This window comes from Chryseobacterium sp. KLBC 52, assembly GCF_003347605.1.
GTDB lineage: Bacteria > Bacteroidota > Bacteroidia > Flavobacteriales > Weeksellaceae > Chryseobacterium.
On record NZ_QDFZ01000005.1, the window covers coordinates 127,402 to 152,007 of the forward strand.

Annotated in this window: 24 protein-coding genes; 13 read left to right on the forward strand and 11 right to left on the reverse strand. The window is 36.8% G+C overall.

Annotation, left to right across the window (positions count from 1 at the left end; genetic code table 11):
- Positions 1 to 39: 39 nt before the first annotated feature.
- The 4 genes from DDF69_RS06925 to DDF69_RS06950 all read right to left on the reverse strand — a co-directional run bounded on the left by DDF69_RS06925 (position 40) and on the right by DDF69_RS06950 (position 7,592).
- Positions 40 to 2,490 carry a ligase-associated DNA damage response DEXH box helicase gene (locus DDF69_RS06925; protein ID WP_114820130.1) on the reverse strand — a complete coding sequence of 817 codons (2,451 nt, stop codon included), beginning with the start codon at positions 2,488 to 2,490 and terminating at the stop codon, positions 40 to 42.
- 771 nt (positions 2,491 to 3,261) lie between these two features.
- Positions 3,262 to 4,842, reverse strand: coding sequence for an ATP-dependent DNA ligase (locus tag DDF69_RS06940; RefSeq protein WP_114820133.1), 1,581 nt, complete (start codon positions 4,840 to 4,842; stop codon positions 3,262 to 3,264).
- Positions 4,839 to 5,861 carry a ligase-associated DNA damage response exonuclease gene (locus DDF69_RS06945; RefSeq protein ID WP_114820134.1) on the reverse strand — a complete coding sequence of 341 codons (1,023 nt, stop codon included), beginning with the start codon at positions 5,859 to 5,861 and terminating at the stop codon, positions 4,839 to 4,841. Before DDF69_RS06945 ends, DDF69_RS06940 begins: the two co-directional genes overlap by 4 nt.
- 282 nt (positions 5,862 to 6,143) lie before the next feature.
- Complete coding sequence (locus DDF69_RS06950; protein ID WP_114820135.1) at positions 6,144 to 7,592, reverse strand: S41 family peptidase; 1,449 nt, start codon at positions 7,590 to 7,592, stop codon at positions 6,144 to 6,146.
- Positions 7,593 to 7,792: 200 nt separating this feature from the next.
- On the opposite strand from DDF69_RS06950, the gene DDF69_RS06960 reads away from it, so the two are divergent.
- From DDF69_RS06960 to DDF69_RS06970, 3 genes are read left to right on the forward strand one after another with little or no spacing between them, the layout of a single operon-like run.
- Complete coding sequence (locus tag DDF69_RS06960; RefSeq protein WP_114820137.1) at positions 7,793 to 8,584, forward strand: SDR family oxidoreductase; 792 nt, start codon at positions 7,793 to 7,795, stop codon at positions 8,582 to 8,584.
- A gap of 4 nt (positions 8,585 to 8,588) precedes the next feature.
- Positions 8,589 to 8,990, forward strand: coding sequence for a GlcG/HbpS family heme-binding protein (locus DDF69_RS06965; protein ID WP_114820138.1), 402 nt, complete (start codon positions 8,589 to 8,591; stop codon positions 8,988 to 8,990).
- A 15-nt stretch (positions 8,991 to 9,005) separates the two neighbouring features.
- Positions 9,006 to 9,812, forward strand: a complete 807-nt coding sequence (locus DDF69_RS06970) for a helix-turn-helix domain-containing protein (RefSeq protein WP_228411938.1) — start codon at positions 9,006 to 9,008, stop codon at positions 9,810 to 9,812.
- Between the two features lie 225 nt (positions 9,813 to 10,037).
- Here the strand turns inward: DDF69_RS06970 and DDF69_RS06975 are convergent, their stop codons facing one another.
- From DDF69_RS06975 to DDF69_RS06990, 4 genes are all read right to left on the reverse strand, one after another.
- Positions 10,038 to 11,105, reverse strand: a complete 1,068-nt coding sequence (locus tag DDF69_RS06975) for an SDR family oxidoreductase (RefSeq protein WP_114820140.1) — start codon at positions 11,103 to 11,105, stop codon at positions 10,038 to 10,040.
- Between the two features lie 86 nt (positions 11,106 to 11,191).
- On the reverse strand, positions 11,192 to 11,776 hold the full coding sequence (locus DDF69_RS06980) for a Crp/Fnr family transcriptional regulator (RefSeq protein ID WP_114820141.1): 585 nt from the start codon (positions 11,774 to 11,776) through the stop codon (positions 11,192 to 11,194).
- A 48-nt stretch (positions 11,777 to 11,824) separates the two neighbouring features.
- Positions 11,825 to 12,271, reverse strand: coding sequence for a PPC domain-containing DNA-binding protein (locus DDF69_RS06985; protein ID WP_114820142.1), 447 nt, complete (start codon positions 12,269 to 12,271; stop codon positions 11,825 to 11,827).
- A gap of 11 nt (positions 12,272 to 12,282) precedes the next feature.
- Complete coding sequence (locus DDF69_RS06990) at positions 12,283 to 13,128, reverse strand: NAD(P)-dependent oxidoreductase (RefSeq protein WP_114820143.1); 846 nt, start codon at positions 13,126 to 13,128, stop codon at positions 12,283 to 12,285.
- Positions 13,129 to 13,350: 222 nt separating this feature from the next.
- On the opposite strand from DDF69_RS06990, the gene DDF69_RS06995 reads away from it, so the two are divergent.
- A complete protein-coding gene (locus DDF69_RS06995) occupies positions 13,351 to 13,980 on the forward strand; it encodes a chloramphenicol acetyltransferase (RefSeq protein WP_114820144.1) in 630 nt (209 codons plus the stop codon).
- 56 nt (positions 13,981 to 14,036) lie between these two features.
- On the opposite strand, the gene DDF69_RS07000 is transcribed toward DDF69_RS06995, so the two are convergent.
- Complete coding sequence (locus DDF69_RS07000; RefSeq protein WP_114820145.1) at positions 14,037 to 14,630, reverse strand: Crp/Fnr family transcriptional regulator; 594 nt, start codon at positions 14,628 to 14,630, stop codon at positions 14,037 to 14,039.
- Positions 14,631 to 15,218: 588 nt separating this feature from the next.
- Here DDF69_RS07000 and DDF69_RS07005 point away from each other — a divergent pair.
- The gene (locus DDF69_RS07005) at positions 15,219 to 15,560 is read left to right on the forward strand and encodes a helix-turn-helix transcriptional regulator (RefSeq protein ID WP_114820146.1); all 342 of its coding nucleotides are present in this window, start codon (positions 15,219 to 15,221) and stop codon (positions 15,558 to 15,560) included.
- A 16-nt stretch (positions 15,561 to 15,576) separates the two neighbouring features.
- Here the strand turns inward: DDF69_RS07005 and DDF69_RS07010 are convergent, their stop codons facing one another.
- Positions 15,577 to 16,308, reverse strand: coding sequence for an MBL fold metallo-hydrolase (locus tag DDF69_RS07010; protein ID WP_114820254.1), 732 nt, complete (start codon positions 16,306 to 16,308; stop codon positions 15,577 to 15,579).
- Between the two features lie 244 nt (positions 16,309 to 16,552).
- Between DDF69_RS07010 and DDF69_RS07015 the strand changes: the two genes are divergently transcribed.
- Entirely contained in the window at positions 16,553 to 17,737 is a 1,185-nt protein-coding gene (locus DDF69_RS07015) for an MFS transporter (protein WP_114820147.1), read from the forward strand.
- Between the two features lie 81 nt (positions 17,738 to 17,818).
- Here the strand turns inward: DDF69_RS07015 and DDF69_RS07020 are convergent, their stop codons facing one another.
- Positions 17,819 to 18,202, reverse strand: coding sequence for a winged helix-turn-helix transcriptional regulator (locus tag DDF69_RS07020; RefSeq protein ID WP_114820148.1), 384 nt, complete (start codon positions 18,200 to 18,202; stop codon positions 17,819 to 17,821).
- Positions 18,203 to 18,361: 159 nt separating this feature from the next.
- Between DDF69_RS07020 and DDF69_RS07025 the strand changes: the two genes are divergently transcribed.
- From DDF69_RS07025 to DDF69_RS07055, 7 genes are all read left to right on the forward strand, one after another.
- Positions 18,362 to 19,291, forward strand: coding sequence for an alpha/beta hydrolase (locus tag DDF69_RS07025; RefSeq protein ID WP_114820149.1), 930 nt, complete (start codon positions 18,362 to 18,364; stop codon positions 19,289 to 19,291).
- Between the two features lie 5 nt (positions 19,292 to 19,296).
- Positions 19,297 to 20,463, forward strand: coding sequence for an MFS transporter (locus tag DDF69_RS07030; RefSeq protein ID WP_114820150.1), 1,167 nt, complete (start codon positions 19,297 to 19,299; stop codon positions 20,461 to 20,463).
- Positions 20,464 to 20,724: 261 nt separating this feature from the next.
- A complete protein-coding gene (locus DDF69_RS07035; RefSeq protein ID WP_114820151.1) occupies positions 20,725 to 21,426 on the forward strand; it encodes a DsbA family oxidoreductase in 702 nt (233 codons plus the stop codon).
- 102 nt (positions 21,427 to 21,528) lie between these two features.
- Complete coding sequence (locus DDF69_RS07040) at positions 21,529 to 22,110, forward strand: nucleosidase (RefSeq protein WP_114820152.1); 582 nt, start codon at positions 21,529 to 21,531, stop codon at positions 22,108 to 22,110.
- A gap of 74 nt (positions 22,111 to 22,184) precedes the next feature.
- Complete coding sequence (locus tag DDF69_RS07045) at positions 22,185 to 22,979, forward strand: AraC family transcriptional regulator (protein ID WP_114820153.1); 795 nt, start codon at positions 22,185 to 22,187, stop codon at positions 22,977 to 22,979.
- Positions 22,980 to 23,048: 69 nt separating this feature from the next.
- Positions 23,049 to 24,059 carry a S41 family peptidase gene (locus DDF69_RS07050; protein ID WP_114820154.1) on the forward strand — a complete coding sequence of 337 codons (1,011 nt, stop codon included), beginning with the start codon at positions 23,049 to 23,051 and terminating at the stop codon, positions 24,057 to 24,059.
- Positions 24,060 to 24,068: 9 nt separating this feature from the next.
- Positions 24,069 to 24,590 carry a GNAT family N-acetyltransferase gene (locus tag DDF69_RS07055; protein WP_114820155.1) on the forward strand — a complete coding sequence of 174 codons (522 nt, stop codon included), beginning with the start codon at positions 24,069 to 24,071 and terminating at the stop codon, positions 24,588 to 24,590.
- The last annotated feature ends 16 nt before the right edge of the window (positions 24,591 to 24,606 follow it).

A 24,606-nucleotide genomic window follows, 5' to 3' on the forward strand; every position in this document is an offset into this window, starting at 1 on the left:
AAGAGCAGGGAACTCATTGAAAAAACATCGGATTGACCATCAAAGATCACTTATATCAGACAGTTTCAGCATTCTTTTAATTCTCGCATCCAGTCCTTCACTTGAAAGCGTCTGTCTTAAGCTGTCTACTTTAATGGGGAAACTCAACGGAGTAAAAGAACGGGAATGTTTTAAAATAATTTTGGATTTTTCAATTCTTTTAAAAGCTTCAACAAGCCGTTGTTCCTGAAGCTGCATATTGAAGACTTCGGTATATGCCTGTTTTATTAAAAAATGATTGGGGTCATGATCTTCCAATACTTTAAAAATCAGTCCGGCAGAACTCTGTAATGATTTGTTAGAACGTTGCTGGCCTGCATAATTTTGAATCACCATTCCGGAAATTACTGCAATATCACGAAATTTTCTCCTTGCCATTTCCGCAGAATTGATACTTGCGATCACATCATTCATCAGATGATCCCGGGTTAAAATCTGCTGGAGATTGTCTTCATTTAAAGGAATTTCTTTATCACTGAACAGCTCAAATCCGTAATCGTTCATTGCCATGGAAAAGGAGATAGGCGCAAGTTTTGAGATCCGATAAGCAATCAAGGCAGCCATTACTTCATGAACGAGACGCCCTTCGAAAGGATACATAAACAAATGATATCCTTCACGGTTTTTGATCATTTCGACCAGAAATTCATTTTCTTTGGGAATATGGGAGTTTTTTTCCTGGTTGATTAAAAGCGGGTGTAAAAATTTAAGCTCTTTTTCTGAAGCTTTCGGATTTAGAGCATGTGATAATTTTTCTCTCAGAAAATGCCCCAGATTGGAACTCAAAGGAAGCCTTCCTCCCAGATAACTCGGAACCAGGGCTTTTCCTTTAGCTGCTCTCACATACACTGTCATATCTTTAATAATGACAACCTCCAGTGTACGTCCCGCCAGAATGAATTTTTCTTCTTTTTTTAATTTTGAAATAAAATATTCTTCAATCATTCCGATATAGCCTCCGGAAATAAATTTTACCTTCAACATGGCATCACTCACAATGACCCCCATATTCATCCGGTGGAGCATAGCAATTTTCCGTGAGGTGACTTTATAAAGACCGTCTTCCATAATGACGATCTTGTGGTATTCTTCATAGTTTTTTAATACACTGCCGCCAATGGTAAGGAATTCCAGAATACTTTTCCATTCCTCGTCCAACATTTCCTGAAAAGCATATACTTTTTTAATTCTCTGATACAGTTCATCGGGATAAAATCCGTCTCCAACCGCCAATGTCATCAGAAACTGAACCAGCACATCAAAACACAAAACCTGTGGTTCTCTGGGCTCAACCACTTTCTGTTTTACGGCTTCTTTTAGCGCTGCCACTTCAATGAGTTCCAGAGAATGGGTCGGAACACAATAAATTTTAGAGGTTTCAAAAGGGGAGTGCCCGCTTCGTCCTGCTCTTTGAAGAAAGCGCGCAACACCTTTGGCTGATCCTACCTGAATAACAGTGTCTACAGGTTTAAAATCAATTCCAAGGTCTAAAGATGACGTTGAAACTACAGCTTTTAATTTTCCGGAACTTAAATTTTCTTCAATCCAGATTCTCAGATGGGCATCAATGGAGCTGTGATGGATCGCAATCTGGCCTGCAAAATCAGGGTAAGCCTCCAGTAAAAGCTGATACCACATTTCACTCTGGCTTCTGGTATTTGTGAATACAATGGTAGATTTTGATTCCAGAATAATAGGAACCACTTTATCTGCCAGTTTGTTTCCAAGATGTCCTGCCCATGGCAATATTTCAATTTCGTTCGGGAACACCGGCAGAATATCTATTTTCTTATGTTCTTTGGCTGTAATTTTTGTCTTTTTAATATCATACGGAATAAGCACTTCCATGGCTTCATCCAGATTTCCGATGGTTGCGGTGATTCCCCATATTTTGATCTTCGGAACATATTTTTTAAGCTGAGAAATCCCAAGTTCTACCATGACACCGCGCTTTGAACCCAGTAATTCATGCCATTCATCCACAGCTACGCATTTCATATCGGTGAAAAACCTTTCATTATTTTTCTGCGCAAGGAGCAAATGAAGACTTTCAGGGGTTACGACAAGAATTTCAGGCATCTTTTTGACCTGCTGTTGTCTTACTTTCGGATCCGTATCTCCATTTCTCACGCCTACAGTCCAGTCAAGCCCGATTTCATCAATGGCTTCCTGCATCGCTTTTGCAATATCTTTTGACAGAGACCGGAGAGGAGTAATCCAGACCATTTTCAAGCCTTTTTTGTATTGTTCGGGATGATTCAGGAAATCAGAAATTAAGGCTAAAAAAACAGAAAAAGTCTTTCCAAAACCGGTAGGAGCAACGACCATTCCGCTGTATCCGTTTCCAAATTTCTTCCAGGTTTCCAACTGAAATTTGAAAGGAGCAATACCTTTATCAGTCATCCATTGCTGAATGATCTTTAATCCGGTGGTATGTTCGAAAGTTGCCAATTCTATTTTTATTTAATTTTTAACGCTAAGACGCTAAGATTTTATAGGATATTATTTATTTTTTGATCGCAAGGGCGTTTCACTTAGCAAAGTTTGCATTTTTACATAGCTGAACGGAGTGCCTTTGCGAACGAAAATATTAGAAATAATTTTAAAAACTTTTGCGTTCATTGCATTAAAATATTACTGCATTAATTTTTTTAAACCAAATTCCAACGCAAACGGCGCTAAGAGTTTGTATGAGAGTGTTTTATTTTTCGTTCGCAAGGGCGTTTCACTTAGCAAAGTTTTCATTTTATCAAAGCTGAACGGAGTGCCTTTGCGAACGAAAAAATTAGAAATAATTTTAAAAACTTTTGCGTTCATTGCGTTAAAATGATTACTGCATTAATTTTTTTAAACCAAATTCCAACGCAACCGGCGCTAAGATTTTGTATGATCGTGTTTTATTTTTCGATCGCAAGGGCGTTTCACTTAGCAAAGTTTGCATTTTATCATAGCTGAACGGAGTGCCTTTGCGAACGAAAATATTAGAAATAATTTTAAAAACTTTTGCGTTCATTGCGTTAAAATAATTACTGCATTAATTTTTTTAAACCAAATTCCAACACAAACGGCGCTAAGAGTTTGTATGAGAGTGTTTTATTTTTCGATCGCAAGGGCGTTTCACTTAGCAAAGTTTGCATTTTTACATAGCTGAACGGAGTGCCTTTGCGAACGAAAATATTAGAAATAATTTTAAAAACTTTTGAGTTCATTGCGTTTAAATAATTACTGTATTAATTTTTTAATTTCTTCCAAATCGTCAATTTCGTCTACGGTTTTGTCTTTCCGCCATCTTACAATTCTTGGGAATCGGAGAGCTACACCACTTTTATGACGATTGCTGAAACCTATGCCTTCAAAAGCAATTTCAAAAACCAGTTCTGCTTTTACCGTTCTTACAGGACCGAACTTCTCAATGGCATTCTTGGTAACAAACCGGCTCACCTCCATGATTTCTTTATCCGTTAATCCTGAGTAGGCTTTGGCAATGGTCACCAGACTATCTCCGTTTTTCACGGCAAAACTATAATCTGTGTAGTAAGCACTTCGTCTGCCGCTTCCTTTTTGCGCGTAGATCAGAACGGCATCAATGGTAAAAGGATTAATTTTCCACTTCCACCAGTCGCCTTTTTTCCTTCCGGAATGGTAAGGTGAATTTTTTTGTTTTAACATCAGTCCTTCGCTGTTTACGTCTCTTGAATTTTCACGAAGAGAATTCAGTTCTTCCCATTTTTCAAATTCCAGACTTTTGGAAATACTGATACGTTCGGGCTTCTCATTCAGTAATAATTCTCCCAGTAAAGCTCTTCTTGCAGAGATGGGTTTTTCTCTCAGGTCGTTATCTTCAAGTTCCAGTAAGTCGTAGACGAAGACTTCAATCGGAATTTCTGAGAGCATTTTTTTAGTTAAAGTTTTCCTGTTTAATCTCTTTTGTAATTCGTTAAAATTTAAGACCTTACCATCGTTCACTGCAAGTATTTCTCCATCCAGGACAAAGTTGCCTTTCATAGCTTGTACGGCTTCTGAAATTTCCGGAAATTGTTCTGTGACGAGTTCTTCACCTCTTGACCAGATGAAAACCTCATCATTTCTTCTTATGATTTGCCCGCGTATTCCGTCCCATTTGTATTCTACCAGCCATTCATCAGGATTTCCAAGTTCTTTGGTTTCTTTTTCCAAAGGATAGGCTAGGCAGAAGGGATAAGGTTTTGAATTGTCAGGATTTACATTTTCTGCATCAATAAGTTCTTTGAAGGAAACTTCTTCAGGCTGCCATTTTCCCATTAAGCTATGCATTAAAGCACTCGGTTCCTGTCCTGAAAATTTCGTCAGTGCATTGATTAATGTTTTATCTGAAACTCCAATCCGGAAGCTTCCGCCAATTAATTTATTGAAAATCAATCGCTCGGTATAATCCAGCCCATTCCATGACTGCAGTACAAATTCTTTTTTTTCTACATCTGTTTTGCCTTTCAGACTTACGATATCATTCATCCATTCTGATAATGAACGTTCTATTTTTTCCTTCGGAGGCGGAAGAATTAGTGACAACGTTTCTCCAAGATCGCCTACCGAAGAGTAGGATTCCTGAAACAGCCAATAAGGAAGTTTGGTAATTTCCAGCGCCCATTCTTTCATGTAATTGGTATTGACATTTCTCTTAGGTCTCTTGCCGGTAAATAAAGCGATAAACCATACTTTATCTTCATCAGGAGCACGCTCGAGATAATCAATGATCGCATCAATTTTAGCATTGGTTTTATTGGTTGTTTCCAACGCGTTGATAAGGTCTGCAAAATGTCTCATGATGCCGGATTTTGTGAGATTTCTTTTTCAGATTCTTCTTCGTCTTCTCCGTAAAGTGTTTCTACAACATCTGCTTTAATTCCTGTTTCATTCAGATATTTGGAAAAAACTTCTGTCTGTCCGTGAGTAACATGAACCAGCTCTGCTTCAGTTGCTTTTACCGTTTGCAATAATCCTTTCCAATCTGCATGATCACTCATGGCAAATCCTGCATCAGCGCTTCGCCATCTTCTGGCACCGCGCACCTGCATCCAGCCGGAACATATCGCTGTTGCCGGATCTGGAATCTTTTTAATAATATTACTGTCGAGCAAAGCAGGTGGTACAATGACAATTTCGTGTTCCATCTCTTTCGGGCGTTCTCTAAAATCCGCAATGGTGTATTCAGGAAGATCAATTCCTACTGTTTCGAAGGCTTCATTAAGCTTTCCGATAGAATAATGAACATATATTTTCCCTAATTCTTCCACTGCTTTCATAATGCGCTGGGCTTTCCCTAAAGAATACCCGATGAATACAGAAGTTTTATTGTTTTCTTTATTTTTCAGAACCCAGTTCTGGAGTTTTTTATTTAAGTCCGGAACTTCCAGCCAGTTGTAAATAGGCAGCCCAAAGGTGCTTTCTGTCACAAATTCATTGCATTTTACCAGTTCGAAAGGAGTACTTAGCCCATCATCCTGAACTTTATAATCTCCAGAAATGACAGCCACGTAGCCTTTATACTCAAGCTTTATCTGTGCTGAACCAATGATATGTCCGGCAGGGTGAAGTGAAAGTTTTACTCCATTGATGGTAATCACTTCTCCATATTCTACGCTCTGGCATTCAATATCTGGTCCAATTCTCTGGTACAGAATAGGTTTGGTAAAATGGTGACAAAGGTATTTTTTCATTCCCCAGCGGGCATGATCAGCATGACCATGGGTGATAACAGCCATCTCTACGGGTCTCCAGGGATCTATATAAAATTTTCCCTGGGGACAGTAAATGCCTTTTTTTGTAAATGTGATTAATTTCAATGGTGTAACTGGTTTATAGAATTAGCTTCAAAAACTTAACCAATTTACAATAAAGTGTTTATTTTTTAATTTTTGTGGTATGAGATTTTATGAAGTATTCCATATTGTAGGAATGATTATTTATAATAGGTTTTGGCTTAAGCCAATGGAATGTTTTAAAGAATAAATGGGCTAAAGCCCATTTCTATTGATATTCTGTAATGTTAAATAATGAAAGGAGGGATTACAATTGGATTGTAAAGAATAAAAAAAGCTGTTCCCAATTGAAACAGCTTGTATCGTTTATTTTTCATTCAGCACGTCATTTACGAAGTCAATCCATTGATAATCCGGAATGGTTTTGTCGATGAAATAATCGGGTTGAATACCTTTTTCGTCAATGGCCATATCAGGAATACGAAAGCTTTTGGAGAGTGCATAGCCCAGTTTAAACTCGTTACAAGGGGAATTTACAAAATACATATTGGAGATATCCAGAACTCCGGCAGTAGTGGTTCCGAAAAGCTTTACTTTTTTACTTTGTTTGGCAGCCAGTAAAAATTCTTCTGCAGTACTTCCGTTTCCGTTGTTAATGATGATTCCTACATTCTTTGGATATGGTGAAATTTTATCCATTTTGGTGATTCCTACAATTTTTCCATCATCCTGAAGGCTTACAAATTTACCTAAGTTCTTGCTGAGCTTGTCATAAGCTTTCTTCAGATATTCTCTTTCATCTGCCTGCATACCATATTTCTGATAGTTGTCATAGAAATCAAGCATTCTCTGGTTATTCAGTTTTGTAGAATAAAGCTGTGTTCTTACACTTCGGATAGGGTTTGTGTAGAGATAAGGAATAATTTTGGCAAAACTGTTATCACTTCCACCACCATTATATCTGATATCAATTATTAGGTTTTCTGTACTTTCAATTTTAGATTTATTGGCTGTAATGACGCTGTCAATATCTTTTTTCAAAGCACCATTAAATGAAGGGATTCTCAAAAGCAGTGTAGTTTTATTAAGCTGCTTCAGGAACGGTTTTTGTGCCATAATAGCCTCATAATACGTTTCAATTCCTTCTTCTTTTTCAAATTTCGGGGAAACTCTTTTCAAGGTAAAGTCATTGATTTCAAGATAGTTTTTTCCTACAAGTCTCATATCGTGAATTTCCTGTCCGGTTTTATTTCTCAGATAATAGGTTCCTTTGGTTTTATCGGCGTTGAAAGTCAGTTTTAATTCATTAGGTTTCCAGTTTTCGGCTCCGGACTGTATGATAAAACCTTTATAGACTTCCCCGAACTTTTTAATACCTATTGTATAGGGTTCAACTTCCCAGATTCCTTCAATATCTGAATCATTTTTAGATGCAGCTTCTTTTTTGAACTTTTCAAGATCTATTTTCACCAATTCTGTTTTGGTATTTTCATTGACTGCTGGGAGGGCCTCGGTAGCTTTATTTTCTATTTTTGAAACTGAAAAATGACCTGATCTGAAGAATTTAAGCCAGTCATATATTGTCTGATAACATTCTGTATCGGATTTTGCATTTTTGATTCTTTTCAGAAAGTCATCATTATGAGCCTGATAAGCTGGAAGACCTTTTTTATCAATCACATACTGATATCCGGCATCATTTTCTTCAAAGGTCTTTTTTACCCACTGATAATTACTTTCACAATTGCAGTTTTGAGCAGAGCTAAAAGAAGTAGAAGTGATAAAAATTAAAAAAAGTGTTTTAATTTTAAGCATATGTTAGTTATTAGTTTTGTTGTAAAGCTTACAAATCTAACGATAATTCTGTTTTTTTATGATGCAAAAAAGAGAATTATTCTAAAAAAAATGTTTTCTGGTGCACTTTCTGAGCTTTTCAGCACTATGAAAATGAACTTTCAGGCAATATGGACCTTCTTAAAATCTTTGAAATTTGTCCATCATTAAAAAAGAATACAATGAGTAAAACAATTTTAATTACAGGGGCAGCAAGTGGATTTGGAAAGATAGCAGCTTTTGATCTTGCTAAAAAAGGACACAGAATAATCGCTACAGCTCAGGTCTATCCTCAAATGAGTGATTTAATCCGTGAAGCTAAAGAACAGGGAGTTGATCTGACTGTCGACAAACTGGATGTAACAAGCCAAAGAGATGTAGAGTATATTGTAAAGAAGTATAATGATATTGATATTCTCATCAGCAATGCCGGAATTATGGAAGGCGGTCCGATTGCTGAACAGCCCGTAGACATTATCCGTTCTATGTTTGAAGTGAATGTATTTGGTGCCTTGAATCTTGCACAGGGTTTTATCAAAAGGTTTGTAGAAAAGAAAAGTGGAAAGATTATTTTCACGTCTTCGATGGGAGGTTTATGGACCGTTCCTTATGTTGCGGCTTATTGTGCTTCAAAACATGCTTTGGAGTCTATTGCAGAAGGGTTGAGGACTGAATTGGCTCCGTTCAATATCAAGATTGCAACTTGTAATCCTGGTGTATTTGGAACAGGTTTCAATGATAGAGGCGTAGATTCTATTTTCCATTGGTATGATCCGAAAACCAACTTTACTCCGGAATCAGCGTTTGACGGGGCTGCAGAATCTTTAACACATCAGCTTGATCCTCAGTCTATGGCCGAAGTGATTGTAAATGTAGCTTTAGATGACAACAGCAACTTCAGAAATGTTCATCCGAAGGAAACCGAAGAGTTTGTAAAACAGCTTCAGGCAGAGGCATGGACCGCAAAAAGTTAATGTCATGGAATTGAGTTATGAAACAGCCGAAAAGGCTTTGCAAACAGCCAGGGAAAAAGCATTATCTCTAAATATTCCTGTAACTATTGCTGTGGTTGATATGGGCGGACACCTTATTGCATTAGCAAGACTGGATAGTGTTTATGGAGTGATTGATTTTGCCGTTAAAAAAGCAAGAACTGCCGCTATGTTTGCTGTAAATACTGAAATGATGGGAAGTATTATCTCAGAAACAGGCATCCATGGATACGGAATGCTCAATTCAAATGAAGGACTTTTAACTATTGCAGGTGGTGTTGTTCTGAAGAATACAGAAGGAAAAATTATTGGTGCTATAGGTTCTTCAGGGGGAAGCCCGGAGCAGGATAAGGAAATTGCAGAAGCAGGAGCACAGGCTATTGCTTAAATTTCAGATATTTGCATGATGGAAAATACTTCTGAGATCATATTTGACCAACTGGTTTATTCATGCGCCTTTGAATCTTACAGAGGCCATGAGGAATTTATTCCGGATCACTTTCTGGGATTTCAGATATCCGGAGAGACTCATGCTTTTCATGAGCATGGTAAAACGGTGATTAAAGAAAATACAGTAGTTCTGGTCAGAAAAAACCAACTGATCAGAACGATCAAATATCCTTCAAGCCATGAAAAGTATCAGTTTGTTTCCATTACATTGGATGATGAAACGCTGAGACAGTATGCTACAGAAAATAAAATAACCGTAAATACAGTTTTTAGTGGTAATGAGCGGTTATTTTTTGAGCCTGATGATTTTTTTAAGAGCTATTTTACTTCTCTTATTCCTTACATTAATAAAACAAAGAAAATTCCCCCAAAGTTAGCAGCATTAAAGGTGAAGGAAGCTATTGAGTTACTTTTGCTGAGTAATCCGGATCTTAAAAACCTTCTTTTTGATTTTTCTGAACCGCATAAAATTGATCTTAAGGAGTTTATGAATAAAAACTTTATGTTCAATGTTTCTGTGAATGCTTTTGCAAGGCTTACAGGGCGTAGTCTTTCGGGATTTAAAAGAGATTTCAGCAAAACTTTTGAGATGACACCCAAGCAATGGCTGAAAGAAAAAAGATTACAAGAAGCCTATTATTTAATTAAGAACAGAGATAAAAAGCCTTCAGATATTTATCTTGATCTGGGGTTTGAGAATTTGTCTCACTTTTATTCTTCTTTCAAAAAGAAATTCGGGGTGAGAACTACTGAAATATAGCTTTAACCCTTAAAAAAACACAATTATTCTATATGTAACTGTTGGAAAAACGCAAAGACGCAAGAAAGGTTTTACAATGTGACTGTTCTAAGGCGCAAAGATTTTATCTCTGATAAAATGTGATCCTAAATTGTTGATTAATCACAACATCTGCGTAATTCTCCAGGATCTGCGAGAATCTATCAATCATTTATGATTTTCCTGCCTCTTTGCGTTTTCTTACTGTTATGGGATCATATTTTCTGATCTCAATCTTTCAAATACCTGTGTAAAAGAGTCTTCTGTACTTGTGTAAGCTGTAAAGCCCAGTTTTCTGCTTTTAGACATATCACACATCACTTCCAATGGTCTTCCCAGATCCAGGTCAGTATGCCATGCAGACGACAGACGGTTAAGATTACTTTCTTTGAGATTATATTTTTCTGCAATGGCTGTCCAGGTTTCGTGATCGTTTTCAATTTCTTTTTCAAGAGGTCTTATAGTTCCGTTGAAACCTTCAGCTTCTACACCGAACCAGTCTGCCAATCTTTTCCAAAGCCATTTCCATCGGAAAACATCTCCGTTAGCAATATTAAAAGCCTGGTTTTTTGCTGATTCTGTAGATGATGCCCAAACCAATTGCTTAGCCAGGATTCTTGCATCAGTTACATCTGAAACTCCGTTCCATTGAGCTTCTGAGCCCGGCCAGATGAATTTTCTTCCGGTTTCTTTGCAGATGCTGGCATATACAGCCAATGTAGCTCCGATATTCATAAGATTTCCTACGGCATATCCAACGACTGTGTGAGGTCTGTGAATACTCCATGTAAAACCGTCTCTTTCAGAAGCTTTGTATACTTCGTCTTCCTGTGCATAATAAAAGTTGGGAAGCGGAAGTCTTGGATGTTCTTCTCTGACAGGTGTTTCAGGTAAAACTCCTTCTTTAGCATAAGCCTCGAATGGGCCCAGATAATGTTTAAGTCCTGTAACCAAAGCTACATGCTGAACCGATTTTTTAGGAGATAAAACGTTTAGCAGGTTTCTCACCAATAGGCTGTTGACACGGATATTTTCTTCTTCGGTGTCATTGCGCATCCATGTGGTAAAGTAAATATGAGTGGGAGAGATCCCTTCTAATGCTTCTGTAAGGTTCTGCTCATTCAACAGGTCTGCTTTAATGGGACGAAGTCCCGGGATATTGGTGTTCGGGTTTCTGGATAATCCGTATGTTGTCCAGCCTTGTGCAATCAATTCCTCAGCAAGGTTACTTCCTGTAATTCCGGTAGCACCTACTACCAATGCAATATTTTCCATAAGTATTGTAAAATTTCTTGTACAAAATTATGGCTGACAGAAGGCTTCTCCCCTTGATCTGGATCATACATTTGGGTTGATCTGGATCAAGGATTATTCAGAGAATTTTTTTTACGGATTCTGCTTACGGTTTCAGGAGCAAGACCAAGATAAGAAGCAATAAGGTTGTGTGGCACTCTTTTGATCATTTCAGGATTCTTTTGTGCCAGTTGAAGATATTTTTCTTCAGCAGTATAGCTATTGGAAACAATGAGCCTGTAATCTTTCGTTACGAGACTGTTTTGGTATAAAATTCTGAAATACCGATCCATCACCGGGATCTCCAGCATCATTTTTTCGTAGTTTTCCAATGTGATCGTCAGTACTTCGGTTTCTTCAATTGCATCAATATTGAGTACTGATTTTTCCTGATTGATAAAGCTGTTGAAATCTGAGATCCACCAGCCTTCAAAGGCAAACATATTGATGTGCTCATTTCCTTTTTCATCCAGAAAATAAGACTTCAGTAGTCCTTTGCTTACAAAAGACAACGATTTGCAGACATCTCCTTCCTGAAGAAGATACTGTTTTCTGCGAAGTTTTTTAAGGGTAAAATAAGATTGAACCTGATTCTTCTGTTCGTCTGTGATATCAACCTTATTTTCGATATGGGAAAGCAGCACTTCAAACATCCAATAAATATTTCATCAAAATTACTATTTTCAAATGCATCAGAAACTTTATTTTTCAAAATCATAGAGGTTGATGCCTATTTCCTCATTTTTAATTTTTACAACCCTTGTATTCAACGGATAGAAAATAAATTCTGCAGCTCCCTGAATTTTCGCCTCCAGAAGATGGCCTGCCAAGGCGGTGTAATCTTCTCTTCCCAATGTAATATGAAGGTGAAGAGTTTGTTTTCCTTCTATTTCAGACACATTTCCGGAAATATTGGTGACTTCCATCTGTTCTTTGAAAGTCTTGTCTACATATTTTTTGGTCGCCGGATTAAAGAAACGAAGGGTGGCTTCACTTACAGCTCCTATACCGGTAACTTCTCCCGCCAGGATATTTTGGTTTTGAATAAAGTCTGTTAAACTCTCTACAATATTGGAATGATTATAAAGACTAACAATGTAAATATGATCGGCTTTTCTGGCAGACCAATGTTTTCCTTTATAATTCATAATCGAAAAATTTATTCTATAGTTTTTAAATAATTGATGATTCCTATCACATCCTCTTCACCAAAACCTTTGTCATGCGCATTTTGATAGGTTTGAATCAAAGATTCGGATAAAGGATAATCAGCGCCTGCATTTTTAGCGAGAAGAATATCTTTCAGCATCAGATCAAGGGCAAATGCCGGAGCGTACTCATTAGCAATAAGCATAGGTGTTTTTACTTTGGTAGCACCGCTTCCGCTGGCACTTTCATTGATGATTTCCAGCATATCTGATCGTTCAATTCCTAATTTTCCTGCCAATAGAACTGTTTCTGCCAGTCCCTGATAAATGGTAGACAGAAAATAATTGATCGATAGTTTTCCTGCAATTCCTTTTCCGTTTTCACCCAAATGTTTTACAGATTTTCCTATTTTCAAAAGATAAGGCATCGCACGGTGGATGTCTTTTTCTTCACCTCCCGCCATAATAATCAGGGTTCCTTCTTTTGCAGGTAAGGTACTTCCGGCTACAGGAGCATCAATAAACGATGCTTCTTTTATTTTGAGAGCCGCAGCGGTTTCTGTAGAAGTTTCCGGAGAAATGGTACTCATATCCACAAAGAGCTTTCCCTGAATATTTAATGGAATGATTTCTTCATATACTGCTTTTACAGCAGTGTCATTAGTTAACATTGTGAATATAATATCACTGTTTTGTACCAGGTCTTTAACTTCGGTATAGACTGTAGACTTTTCCTGAAAATCTTTGGCTTTTTCAGAGGATCTGTTATAAACCGAAAGAGGGAATCCTGCTTTTTCAATATTTTTTGCCATTGGATGGCCCATATTTCCTAATCCGATGAATCCGATTTTTTCCATTGTCCTGATTTCTATTTTGTTATTAATTAAATTGTTATGTTTTCAATCTTCTGAGTGAAGAGGAGTGATCTTAAGGAAATCGATAAGTATATAAAATACGTCTGTTTTGCAGCAAAATACCGACCAAACAGCTCCATTACAAAATTAAGTTTTAATTATATTTTCAAACATAAGTTTTTAAAACCGGAGAAACTTTCAGAAATTTACAGCAAATAAGAATTAATGAAGATTGTAGATATAGACAACTGGAACAGAAAAGAGCATTTTGAATTTTTTTCTAACATGGCAAGCCCTTATTTTGGATTTACAACGGAGGTAGACTGTACAAAAGCATATGATATTGCAAAAGAAAAAGGCTATTCTTTTTTTGCCTATTATTTTCACAAATCTATGGTGGCGATCAACAGAGTGGAGGAGCTAAAGCTCAGAATTATTGATGGGCAGGTGATACTGTTTGACACCGTTCATGCCGGCAGTACAATTGGCAGACCGGATGGTACTTTCGGTTTTTCATTCACTCCTTTCTCAGAAGATTTCGAAACATTCAATGCAGCTCTGCAGGAAGAAATAAAAGGAGTACATGAAAGTGCAGGGTTGAGACTTAGCAATGAAAGGTTGGGGAAAGATCATGTCAGACATACTACTATTCCTTGGAATTCATTCAGTGCGATATTGCATCCAACAGATTTTAATACTACAGAATCGGTTCCTAAAATTGCTTTTGGACGATTCAATATCCGTGAAGGAAGAAAATATCTTCCGGTGTCTGTTGAAGCACATCACGGATTGGCAGATGGAATTCACCTTTCGAAATATCTGGAAGAGTTTCAGAAAGAGTTGGACCAGAATTAGAGACCATATTTTTAATCAAGTATAAGCAGAAGCCGGCTGAGTCCGGCTTTTCCATTTTAATAATAAATCTTCCCGCGTTCTATTTTCAAAATCTGATCTTTTTCCAGTTGTTTTATGGTTCTTATAACCGTTTCCACACGCAATCCTGTCAATGAAGCAAGCTGCTGCCGGGTAAGGGGAATCTGGAAAGAATAATGGTTTTTATCATCATGGTAGCTTTTCAGATAATCCATCAGAAGTTTTAGTTTGGAAACGGGGTTTTGAAATGAGAGGTTATAAAGCATGATATATTTATAATACATCCTTTCGGCAAGACATTGATAGACATTGAGTGAAATTTCAGGGTTACTTTGAAGCAGTTCCAGAAAATTCTGTCCCGGCATTATAAAAATACTCGAATCTTCTATTGCGACAGCATTCATAGGATAAGGTCTGTTGACGAAAAGTAACGACTCTCCAAAGCTGTGACCGTCTGATAATATATTTTGGATAAACTCTTTACCGTTTTCCGTATAATTATTGAGTTTAATTTTCCCTTTTTCAATCTGGTAATAATGTATAGGAGAATCGTCCTCACGAAAAATAATATCTTCTGCTTTATAATTTTTCATTTCGGCACCAAATGAGATAAGTAAATTTTCAGGGATCATGGTAGTTATTTAATTTTCATCTAAAATTTTAAATAATCTTTTAGAGACTGCTGATGTTTAAAATTTTATAATGATAAAGGAACACCCATTTCATTTATTTCTCCTATGATGTGGTACCATTCATATACCACAAATGTTTAGTTTTTTCCGATGAACAGGTTGAAAACATTGATTGAGATCATAAAAAGTTAACGGAATTACACAGTACATTTACTTCCTGTCAAAATAAGGACCCAAGTAATAGGGAACAAGCTGATAAAAGCAATTATGATATTTTACTCAAAATATAACGTGGTATCTATGTGGTACACGTATTTAATAAAATTTTAATCATTTTTTCTTTCTTTGCCAATGTAAAAATGGAAAGAAATTCAAATGTGTGATTTTTTAACAGAATTATTCAATTAAATCGAGTTATATACCATAATTTGTTACGTAATATTAACTAAAACTTGTAGAATTTTGAATACATAAAAATTATTTTGTTCCCGGTATTGATTCAGCAAAACACAAATTGAACAGTAAAAAAAAGACTTTGTACAGATACACAAAAGATGTGGTATCTGAAATAAGAGATGAAAAAGTATTATGAAAAATAGAAACCCTGAAACCAACTTAGAGGATTTAACCCAAAAGATTCTTGTACAAGACGAAATAATGGCATTAGCTAAGGCAAATTCTCCTCGTCTTTTGAATAAATTCAGATTGGTTTATCCTGATTTTTTTAAAAAGTTATCTGATATACAGCCTTCGCTTAAAAACTCTGAACTGATCTTTTGTATTTATCTTAAGCTCAATATGACTACCAAGGAAATAGCAACCTGTATTTTTGTGACTCCAAAAGCAATACAGAACAGGAAAAACAGGATCAGAAAAAAGCTGAATATCCCTTCTGAATTCGATATCTACAAATGGTTTAATGAAATTTAAACCATTTTTTCTGTATTTACACTTCCACTATGGCTTTATCCAAATCATGATATAAAAGAATTTTCCAGTTGTTCTCTCTCGCTTCTTTTTCCCATCTGAGCCTTAATTCCATAGCTTTCCTGCCATCGTAATCGCTTTTATAGGCTAAATGGTATTTTAAATAGGAAGCCTGCGGAAGATCATCAGCGCCGTAGAAAGCCGTTTCATCATTTTCTCTGATCCAGAACACCTGCATAAAAGGAGTGTGCCCACCTACCACTTCATAGGAAATTTCATCTGTGATCTGCCCCCGATCTTCATTCATCCAAATAATATTGGGGAGCTGAATCAACTTTTCCAGCATATCAAAATCAAAAGAAGGATTTCCTTTCTTTTCCATGGCAAAATCCAGTTCACGTTTCTGGATATAAATCTGAGCATTCGGAAAAGCAGCTTCGAAACCAGTTTCTGTAAGCTTTACAGCGCCTTCAATATGATCTTTATGGAGATGGGAGAGTAATAACTTGGTGATCTGTTCAGGACGAATATTTTCCTTTTTAAGAATTTCTGAAACCACCGTTGTTCCGGACTCATTTTTCCAGCCAATCCCGGCATCCAAAAGGATATAATCATTTTCCGTAATGATAAGAAACGGTTGAACAGACATTTTGATTCCTCCGATGGTATCAAAATTTTCTTCTGTTAAAAGGGTAAAGTCTTTGGTTTTGCTTGCCGAAAAATTACCTTCTTTAAGTGGAATGATTTTCATGCTGCAAATTTCCTCAATATTTCTAATATTCAAAAGGTTTTTCATCGATATATATGATCAATAAAAACAATCACAGCGTCATAATACTGAAATTATTCAACTTATCGCAGAATTACGAATCATTCATAAAGATGTAAAAGATAAGAGTGGAAATTTTCTTTTTTTAATGATTATCTTTGATCTCTTAAAAATCTGACGGTACCTTCCGTTGGGCAACTTTCAATTCAAAAAAACTTTATACGCAATGCAGGAGAATTCTTCCCATGGTATTTCCCGGACGGTCATCTGGCTTATGGCCATTATTTCCGGACTTGTAGTCGCCAACAATTATTATAATCAGCCTTTATTGGCACTCATCTCTGAAGAACTTCAGGTTTCTGAAAGTGCTGCGAGTAAAATTTCTGTCCTTACACAGATTGGCTATGCATTAGGATTGCTGCTGATTGTTCCTTTGGGAGATAAGTTTTTCCGCAAGAAATTAATTTTAATTGATTTGTGCCTGGTTTTCGGATCACTTTTATGGATGACTTTTGCCACTCAGTTGTGGATGCTGTATGCAGCCAGTTTACTGATTGGAGCTACATCAGTAATTCCGCAGTTGTTTGTCCCTATTGCTGCAGAGCTTTCATCTGATAAAGAAAAATCTTCTAACATAGGATTGGTCATGTCCGGATTATTACTGGGAATTCTTCTTTCCCGTTTTGTGGGTGGAATTGTAGGAGAAGTCTGGGGATGGAGAGCCATGTTTGGAATTGCAGCGGGACTGATGATCCTTGTCTGGCTTGCTGTTTATAAAATGCTTCCGGAGTTGTCTCCTAATTTTAAAGGAACTTATAGAGAGCTGATGTGTTCTGTAGCCCAACTTGCCAAAACACAACCGATTCTTCAGCTGGCATCATTCCGTGGAGCAATGGCATTCGGATCGATGTGTGCTTTGTTTACCACATTGGTTTTTCATATGGAAAAACCACCTTTTAATGCAGGATCTTCTGTAGTGGGGAGCTTTGGGTTGGCAGGTGCCGTAGGAGCTTTAGCCGCTGCGAAAGTGGGAAAATTGCAAAAGTATCTGGATATTAACAGGATTATATTGTACTCTTTATTGATTGTGATTGGAAGCTGGGGCTTTACCTATTTTGCAGGAGAGACCTATTGGGGTTTGATTGTAGGAGTAATTCTCGTGGATCTGGGAGTACAGTCAAGTCACATTATGAACCAGACCAATTATTTTTTGATTAAATCCAATGCTGTCAACAGACTGAATACCGTATATATGGTATCTTACTTCATCGGAGGATCACTGGGAACCTGGCTGGCCTCTATTGCCTGGCAAAAGGCTCAATGGACCGGTGTTTGCTTTGTAGGAACAGTATTTGGCGTATTGGCTTTGATTGCCCATGTTCTGTTTTGTAAAAAAGTGAATAAAGCGTAGGGGAAAAGTATTTTTGTTTTATACTTAACCTGTTTTGGGTTTCGGGGGATTTTATCGCAGATAAAATCCCCCGAAGTTTTTTTATGATAATTCGTCTGCATTTTCCTGTGCCTGCATCAGTTCTCTGTGTTTACCGCCCCATTCATCAAGCTGTTTCCAAATGGGGATCAGTTCTCTGGCAATATCCGTAAGTTCATAGTCTACTCTTGGCGGAACTTCAGCATGGACCGTTCTTTTTACCAGGCTTTCTTTCTCCAGTTCTCTCAGCTGAAGAGTTAGCATTCTTTCCGTTATTCCTGAAATAGAGTTTCTGATTTCACTGAAACGTAGTTTTCCGTCCTTTAATTTATTTAAAATAATCAATTTCCATCGTCCGCCGATTTTACATACAGCATAGCTCAGATCACATCCCTGGATATATTGTCTGTTGATATTATTCGTTGAATTTTCTTTGATCTTACCCATTACTTACAAATTTGTTAGTACCATACATTTAGCCGTATACACTGCAAATGTAAGGTTTGAGATTTAATTTTGTCCATCAAAACAGAAAATAACTGCAATAGAAGAACGATAGCGCTCAAGTTCTCAGCAGAAACAACAATAATTTAAATTAAAAATATAATGCAATTAACACCTAAGATAACACAGATTTTAAATCACTTAGAAACCATACAACCTTTCAATCCTCAGGATTCTTTAGATGGTGCACGCAAATTTCTTGAAACCATGTCTCTTCAGCTTAGCGGGAAGAAAGAATCAGTAAACATGATTGAAGAGCTGGATATTCAACAGAATAATCATCAGATTCCGATCAGAATTTATCGTCCTAAGGGAAGAGAAATTCAACAGTCGTCAGCTATTATTTATATTCATGGCGGATGGTTTATTGCAGGTGGTTATGAAACCCATGATGCGGTTGTCCGTAAACTGGCGAATAAAACCGGATCAGTCGTTATTTTTATAGATTACCGTCTTGCTCCCGAACATCCTTTTCCTGCTGGTTTAAATGATTGTATTGATGGGGTAAAATGGGTATTTGAAAATGCAGAATCTTTAGGAATTGATCCTGATAAGGTTGGAATCATAGGTGACAGTGCCGGAGCAGCTTTATCAACGGCAGTTTCTATTCAGCTAGGAAAGCATCTGAAGTTTCAGACCTTGATTTATCCTGCAGTAGACAATCAATTGAATTCAAAGACCTGGGAAACTTATGAAAACGGCCCGGTTCTTAATAAACAAGGGGGCATAGAAGCCTGGGCAGGGTATCTTCCGGAAGATGAGAAGGATAACCCTCTGGCAATTCCTGTTTTAATCAAAGATTTTAAAGAAACACCACCTACTTTAATCATTCTGGCAGAACATGACCCTTTGCTGGATGATGGGAAACAGCTTTCTGAAAATATGAAAAATGCAGGAGTTGAGTTTAAAACAAGCCTCTACAAAGATATGGTTCACGGATTTATGCACATGGGAGAATTGTTGGAAGAAGTACAGTCAGCGGTAAATGAAATGGCTGATTTTGCCCATCAAAACTTAAAATCTGAGGAATAAGGATCATGAAGAAATATGCATACATTGGTTGTCTCGGATTTATAGCGGTTATTACAACAGAATTTGGGGTCATCGGAATTCTCCCGCAAATTGCAGAACATTATAAAATCAGTATAGACAAAGCAGGATATCTCTTGAGTGCATTTGCTTTAATCATTGCGCTTACAGGACCTTTTATGACCTTGCTTACATCAGATTTTGACCGTAAGAAGATAATGCTTACTGCGATTTTCATGTTTCTGATTACAGGATTTGTATCGTCTTTTTCGCCTCCTTTCTGGCTGCTGATGCTGGTGAGAATTTTACCCGCATTCCTTCAGCCGGTGTATATCGCGACGGCACTATCTGTGGCGGTATCCAAGGCAGATGAACGGAAAAAGAATCAATTGATGGGAATCGTTTTTAATGGAGTAGCTATTGCCATGGTAACAACAGTACCTTTTGCCACCTGGATTGCCGGGCTTTGGACCTGGGAATATTCATTTATGATACAGACTGTAGTGAGTTTGATTGCTCTGGTAGTCATTTATTGTATGCTTCCTCCAATGCCTGTGAAAGAGAAAAAGTCTTATGGGAATCAGATCAGAATATTGAAACAGCCTCCATTTGTACTGAGTACGCTGACTAATTTTTTCATGATTACAGCATGGTTTTCTACGTACAGTTATTTTGCAGATTATCTGAACAAAGCCAAAGGAATGGATACATCAATGGTAAGCTATATGCTTCTGTTATTTGGAATTATCGGAGTATTTGCCAATGGAGTAGCCGGAAAAATGCTGAATAGAAATGTCGCAGGTACCACCGCTATTTTTCTTTCCGGAACGATTGTAGTACCTGTTCTTCTCTATTTTTCTGACGGAAACTTATGGGCAACAATGGCAGTGATCGGAATCTGGGGATTTCTGTATTCACCTAGCTTTTTGAATGCATCCACTTATATGATCTCTTCAGCTCCGGAATCTCTGGAGTTTGCCAACAGCCTTGCTACATCTTTTGGAAATCTTGGAGTAACGGTGGGAACTACAATCGGAGGATGGGTAATCGTTACAAAAGGAGTAGAGTATATCCCATGGATAGGTGTTGTTTTTGGACTTCTTGCTTTTACAATGATGATTCTAAAAGGGGTCGTAGAGAAGCGTAGCCACGTACTGTCCACCTGTCAGAATTAAACTGTAATAATTTTTGTTACATTAAATAAAATACACTATCTTTGTACTATTAATTTGAAATTGGTTTAAGCTTTTATTTTTAAACCATTAAGATTTAAAATGAGAGTTTAAGAGTATTAAGATAAGCTTCGCTTTAAGCTTTAAAATCAGAATGATTCATCTTAACTATACTTTATCTCTTAAAGCTTTCTTAATGGTCTTAATAGATATTGAATATTTTTTTATAAGTTTAAATAGTTTCTTGATGTAAAATTAAATACAATGAAAATAGAAATCTGGTCGGACGTGATGTGTCCGTTTTGTTATATCGGAAAAAATAATTTTGAACAGGCTTTGAATAAGCTTCCTTTTAAAGATGAAGTAGAAGTAGAATGGAAGAGTTTTCAATTGGATCCAAGCTTAGATCCGAAGGAAACTCAGGATACCCTGCAATATTTCAGAGAAAAGAAAGGATTCCCTGAAACTCAGGCTACCCAAATGCTTGGACAGGTAACTCAAATGGGAAAAGGAGCGGGAATTGATTTTAATTTTGGCAAAACTTTGATCACCAATACCTTCAGTGCCCATAAATTGCTTCATTTAGCTAAAAAGCATAACAAATCCAATGAAATGGAAGAAGCATTATTTATTGCCCATTTTATTGACGGTAAGAATGTGGGAGATACAGAAGTTCTCGTTGCTCTGGCCGAAAGCTTAGGAATTGATAAAGAAGAAGCAAGACAGGCCATTACAACAGATCAACTTGATGATGAAGTCAATCAGGATATTCAGGAGGCGAGAAACAATGGGATTTCCGGAGTTCCTTTCTTCGTTTTGAATGGTAAATATGCTGTTTCCGGAGCGCAGCCTGCAGAAGTATTTGAAAATGCACTCCAGCAGACGTACAAAGAAACGGTGAGCCCGTTTAAGGATCTTTCCGGTGAAAACGGAGCTTCCTGTGATGCAGAGGGATGCAGCATGTAAGATATAAGAACCCCAAAATAGTTTTATTTTGGGGTTTTTAATTGAATAGAGTCTCGTATCTTTGTCATACAGTGTTAATAGCTGTATAAATCTGATCTCTCAATGATAAAAATTAACAACGAAACGCATTATTCAATTGACGATACTCTTTTTGTTTTCGCATTAGATTCTGAAGCAGGAACTGTTTTCGACGATAAAAATAAATTAATTACCGGCATCGGAAAAGTAAATGCCGCTATTGAATTAACCAAAGAAATTCACGTCAGAAAACCTAAACTGATTGTGAACTTAGGTTCTGCGGGTAGTAAAGGATTTCACAAAGGTGAAGTGGTATGCTGTACAAAGTTCATCCAGAGAGATATGGATGTAAGAGGATTAGGATTTCAATTGTATGAAACACCACTATCCGGAGTACCACCAGTGCTGGAATACGGTCTTAAAATGGAAACCCTCAAAGAAGGAATCTGCGGAAGCGGAGACAGTTTTGAAATGAATCATTCTGAGACAGATTACAATATTGTAGACATGGAAGCTTATCCGTTGGCATTGATTGCTCAAAAGGAAAACATTCCGTTCCTGTGTTTAAAATATATCTCCGATGATGCCGGAAGTGATGCGGCAGACGACTGGAGCGTACAGGTGCATCTTGCTTCTGAAGCCTTCAAAAAAATATTATTTTCATAAACAAATATAAATCCTGAACAAAGTTTCAGGATTTTGTTTTCTATTTGTATTTTTACTTTCAACTCACCACTCCTATGAAAGTTACTTTTTATCAACCGATGCATTCTGTTTTGAAAGATTATATTGAAGGATATTATTTTATAGAAAAAGATGACAGTCAGAAAACGATAAAATATCTTACATTTCCAGACAATTATTTTATTGTATCAGCATGTCAGGATGTTGCTATGACGCAGGATAAAGGATGGGTAGAAATCACCAGATCTTCTTCTGAGAATTTTGTGGTTGATTTTGTATTCAGATGCTCTGTTCCTACTGAAATTTTTTACCGTCAATCGGTAAATGAAATTACAGTCTACTTTAAACCATTAGGGATTTATCATTTTTTTACCGCCCACAAAAGTCAGGATCTGGAGCAGGAAATCCATCTTTCAGACTTTATAGACATTATGAATACTGTTTTGAAAGAGTCGGACAGGACAATACAGATTGAAATTCTGGAAAATTACTGGCTATCAAAATTCCGAAAGAGAGAACTACCGTTGGCTTATACCCTGTTGGAAGATTTTGAAACCGAAATGAGCATTGAAGCAATTGCGGTAAAAAATAATATTACACGGCAATATGTAAACAAAATTTGCCAGCGGTATCTGGCTAAACCAGCGTCAGAATTCAGAAAAATCCAACGGTTTCGTAATGTATTGATATCCAATAAAAAATCCAGGAATCTTACAGAGCTGTCCTATGAAAATCTATTTTATGATCAGTCTCATCTTATTAAAAATTTTAAAGAACTCACCAGAATAAGCCCGGGAAAATTCTTTGAGAATGTAGATACCAGACAAAATAATATCTGGTTATTTATCTGAGTTTCCATTTTTACAATTTACACAGATTTCATTGAAATACATTTGTTGAAATATTAAATTCTTATTTCAATGAAAAAAATAGGTATCGGGCTTTTCCTTGCCACTTCCTTGTTCTCGTATGCCCAGAGAAATGATACTTCAGGGGTGCTTATTGATATTACCGAAAAAGTTAAAAGTCATTATATTGATAAAGAAACTTATAAAAAAGTAGACTCTCTGTTTCAGAGTGAAATGAAAAAAGGAACTTTTAATGAACTCAATAAAAAAGATTTCGCGGCTCTTCTGACCCAAAAGTTGAGAACAACGATTAAAGATGAACATTTTTTCGTGAAATATATTGAAAACTATACCTCAGAAAAACAGCTGAGTAAAAAAGAAAAAGAAAAATTAAACAATGAACATAACCGTCTTGAAAATTTTGGATTTGAAACAGTACAGCGGCTTCCGGGTAACATCGGATACATTAATTATAAAGGCTTTGCCTCTCCTGAAGCCAGTGAAAAAACATTGGCTGCCACTATGAATTTTGTTGCCAACACCCATTCCCTGATTATTGATCTCAGAGAAAACGGCGGAGGAGAAAACGGGATGCTCCTTTTATTTTTAAGCTATTTTTTTGATCAGAAAAAAGATCTTTATACCACTTATTTCAGACATAATCAGAAAACGGTTGTAGACAGTACTCAACCCAAAGTTCTCGGACAGAAATATCTTCATAAAAAGATTTATATTCTTACCAGTAAAAAAACTTTTTCGGCTGGAGAAGCTGTAGCCTATTTTTTGCAGCAATATAAACTTGCCGAAGTAATTGGTGAAAAAACAGGGGGTGCCGCTAATCCTGTAGATCATTTTATGGTTCAAAATCAATATTTACTGCTTGTTCCAGCAGGAAAAATAACCGCTTTAAGTACTCAAAAGAACTGGGAACATATAGGAGTGATCCCCGATCAGGAAGTGAACAGCGAAGATGCTTTAAAGACGGCTCACATCAAAATTTTAAAAAATATAATAACATCAGAAACAAAAACAGAACTAACCTTACCCGAAATAAGAAATCTTATTTATAAATTAGAACAATAAATACCTATTATGTCATCGATCATTATCAATACATCCAGCGAAAAAGACCTCGAAATACTTCAAAATATTGGTATACAAACCTTCACTGAAACGTTTGCAGAAGATAATACTGAAGAGGCTATGAAAAAGTATCTGGAAGAAAGCTTTAATACTGAAAAGATAAAATCAGAGTTGAATAATCCTGGTTCATTTTTCTATATTGCCTGGGAAGAAGACAATCCGGTTGGTTACCTGAAAGTCAATGCCGGAAAAGCACAGACAGAACTTCAGGATGAGAGCAGCCTGGAAATTGAAAGAATCTATGTAAAGAAAAGTCATCATGGAAAAAAAGTAGGGCAGCTTCTTTATAATCAATCTCTGGAAACTGCTAAGCAGCTTGGTAAATCATACTTATGGCTTGGAGTTTGGGAAAGAAACCTGAGAGCTTTACAATTTTACAAAAAGAATGGATTCGTTGAGTTTGATAAGCATATTTTCAGACTGGGGGAAGAAGAACAGACGGATCTGATGATGAAAAAAATACTGGATTAAACCTTTTTAACCACAG

What these genes read in the sequence shown, in the direction of transcription:
- DDF69_RS06940 (WP_114820133.1), bottom strand. Translation starts at nt 4,842, where the DNA reads ATGAGACATTTTGCAGACCTTATCAACGCGTTGGAAACAACCAATAAA.
- DDF69_RS06950 (WP_114820135.1), bottom strand. Translation starts at nt 7,592, where the DNA reads ATGCTTAAAATTAAAACACTTTTTTTAATTTTTATCACTTCTACTTCT.
- DDF69_RS06960 (WP_114820137.1), top strand. Translation starts at nt 7,793, where the DNA reads ATGAGTAAAACAATTTTAATTACAGGGGCAGCAAGTGGATTTGGAAAG.
- DDF69_RS06965 (WP_114820138.1), top strand. Translation starts at nt 8,589, where the DNA reads ATGGAATTGAGTTATGAAACAGCCGAAAAGGCTTTGCAAACAGCCAGG.
- DDF69_RS06970 (WP_228411938.1), top strand. Translation starts at nt 9,006, where the DNA reads ATGATGGAAAATACTTCTGAGATCATATTTGACCAACTGGTTTATTCA.
- DDF69_RS06975 (WP_114820140.1), bottom strand. Translation starts at nt 11,105, where the DNA reads ATGGAAAATATTGCATTGGTAGTAGGTGCTACCGGAATTACAGGAAGT.
- DDF69_RS06980 (WP_114820141.1), bottom strand. Translation starts at nt 11,776, where the DNA reads ATGTTTGAAGTGCTGCTTTCCCATATCGAAAATAAGGTTGATATCACA.
- DDF69_RS06985 (WP_114820142.1), bottom strand. Translation starts at nt 12,271, where the DNA reads ATGAATTATAAAGGAAAACATTGGTCTGCCAGAAAAGCCGATCATATT.
- DDF69_RS06990 (WP_114820143.1), bottom strand. Translation starts at nt 13,128, where the DNA reads ATGGAAAAAATCGGATTCATCGGATTAGGAAATATGGGCCATCCAATG.
- DDF69_RS06995 (WP_114820144.1), top strand. Translation starts at nt 13,351, where the DNA reads ATGAAGATTGTAGATATAGACAACTGGAACAGAAAAGAGCATTTTGAA.
- DDF69_RS07000 (WP_114820145.1), bottom strand. Translation starts at nt 14,630, where the DNA reads ATGATCCCTGAAAATTTACTTATCTCATTTGGTGCCGAAATGAAAAAT.
- DDF69_RS07005 (WP_114820146.1), top strand. Translation starts at nt 15,219, where the DNA reads ATGAAAAATAGAAACCCTGAAACCAACTTAGAGGATTTAACCCAAAAG.
- DDF69_RS07010 (WP_114820254.1), bottom strand. Translation starts at nt 16,308, where the DNA reads ATGAAAATCATTCCACTTAAAGAAGGTAATTTTTCGGCAAGCAAAACC.
- DDF69_RS07015 (WP_114820147.1), top strand. Translation starts at nt 16,553, where the DNA reads ATGCAGGAGAATTCTTCCCATGGTATTTCCCGGACGGTCATCTGGCTT.
- DDF69_RS07020 (WP_114820148.1), bottom strand. Translation starts at nt 18,202, where the DNA reads ATGGGTAAGATCAAAGAAAATTCAACGAATAATATCAACAGACAATAT.
- DDF69_RS07025 (WP_114820149.1), top strand. Translation starts at nt 18,362, where the DNA reads ATGCAATTAACACCTAAGATAACACAGATTTTAAATCACTTAGAAACC.
- DDF69_RS07030 (WP_114820150.1), top strand. Translation starts at nt 19,297, where the DNA reads ATGAAGAAATATGCATACATTGGTTGTCTCGGATTTATAGCGGTTATT.
- DDF69_RS07035 (WP_114820151.1), top strand. Translation starts at nt 20,725, where the DNA reads ATGAAAATAGAAATCTGGTCGGACGTGATGTGTCCGTTTTGTTATATC.
- DDF69_RS07040 (WP_114820152.1), top strand. Translation starts at nt 21,529, where the DNA reads ATGATAAAAATTAACAACGAAACGCATTATTCAATTGACGATACTCTT.
- DDF69_RS07045 (WP_114820153.1), top strand. Translation starts at nt 22,185, where the DNA reads ATGAAAGTTACTTTTTATCAACCGATGCATTCTGTTTTGAAAGATTAT.
- DDF69_RS07050 (WP_114820154.1), top strand. Translation starts at nt 23,049, where the DNA reads ATGAAAAAAATAGGTATCGGGCTTTTCCTTGCCACTTCCTTGTTCTCG.
- DDF69_RS07055 (WP_114820155.1), top strand. Translation starts at nt 24,069, where the DNA reads ATGTCATCGATCATTATCAATACATCCAGCGAAAAAGACCTCGAAATA.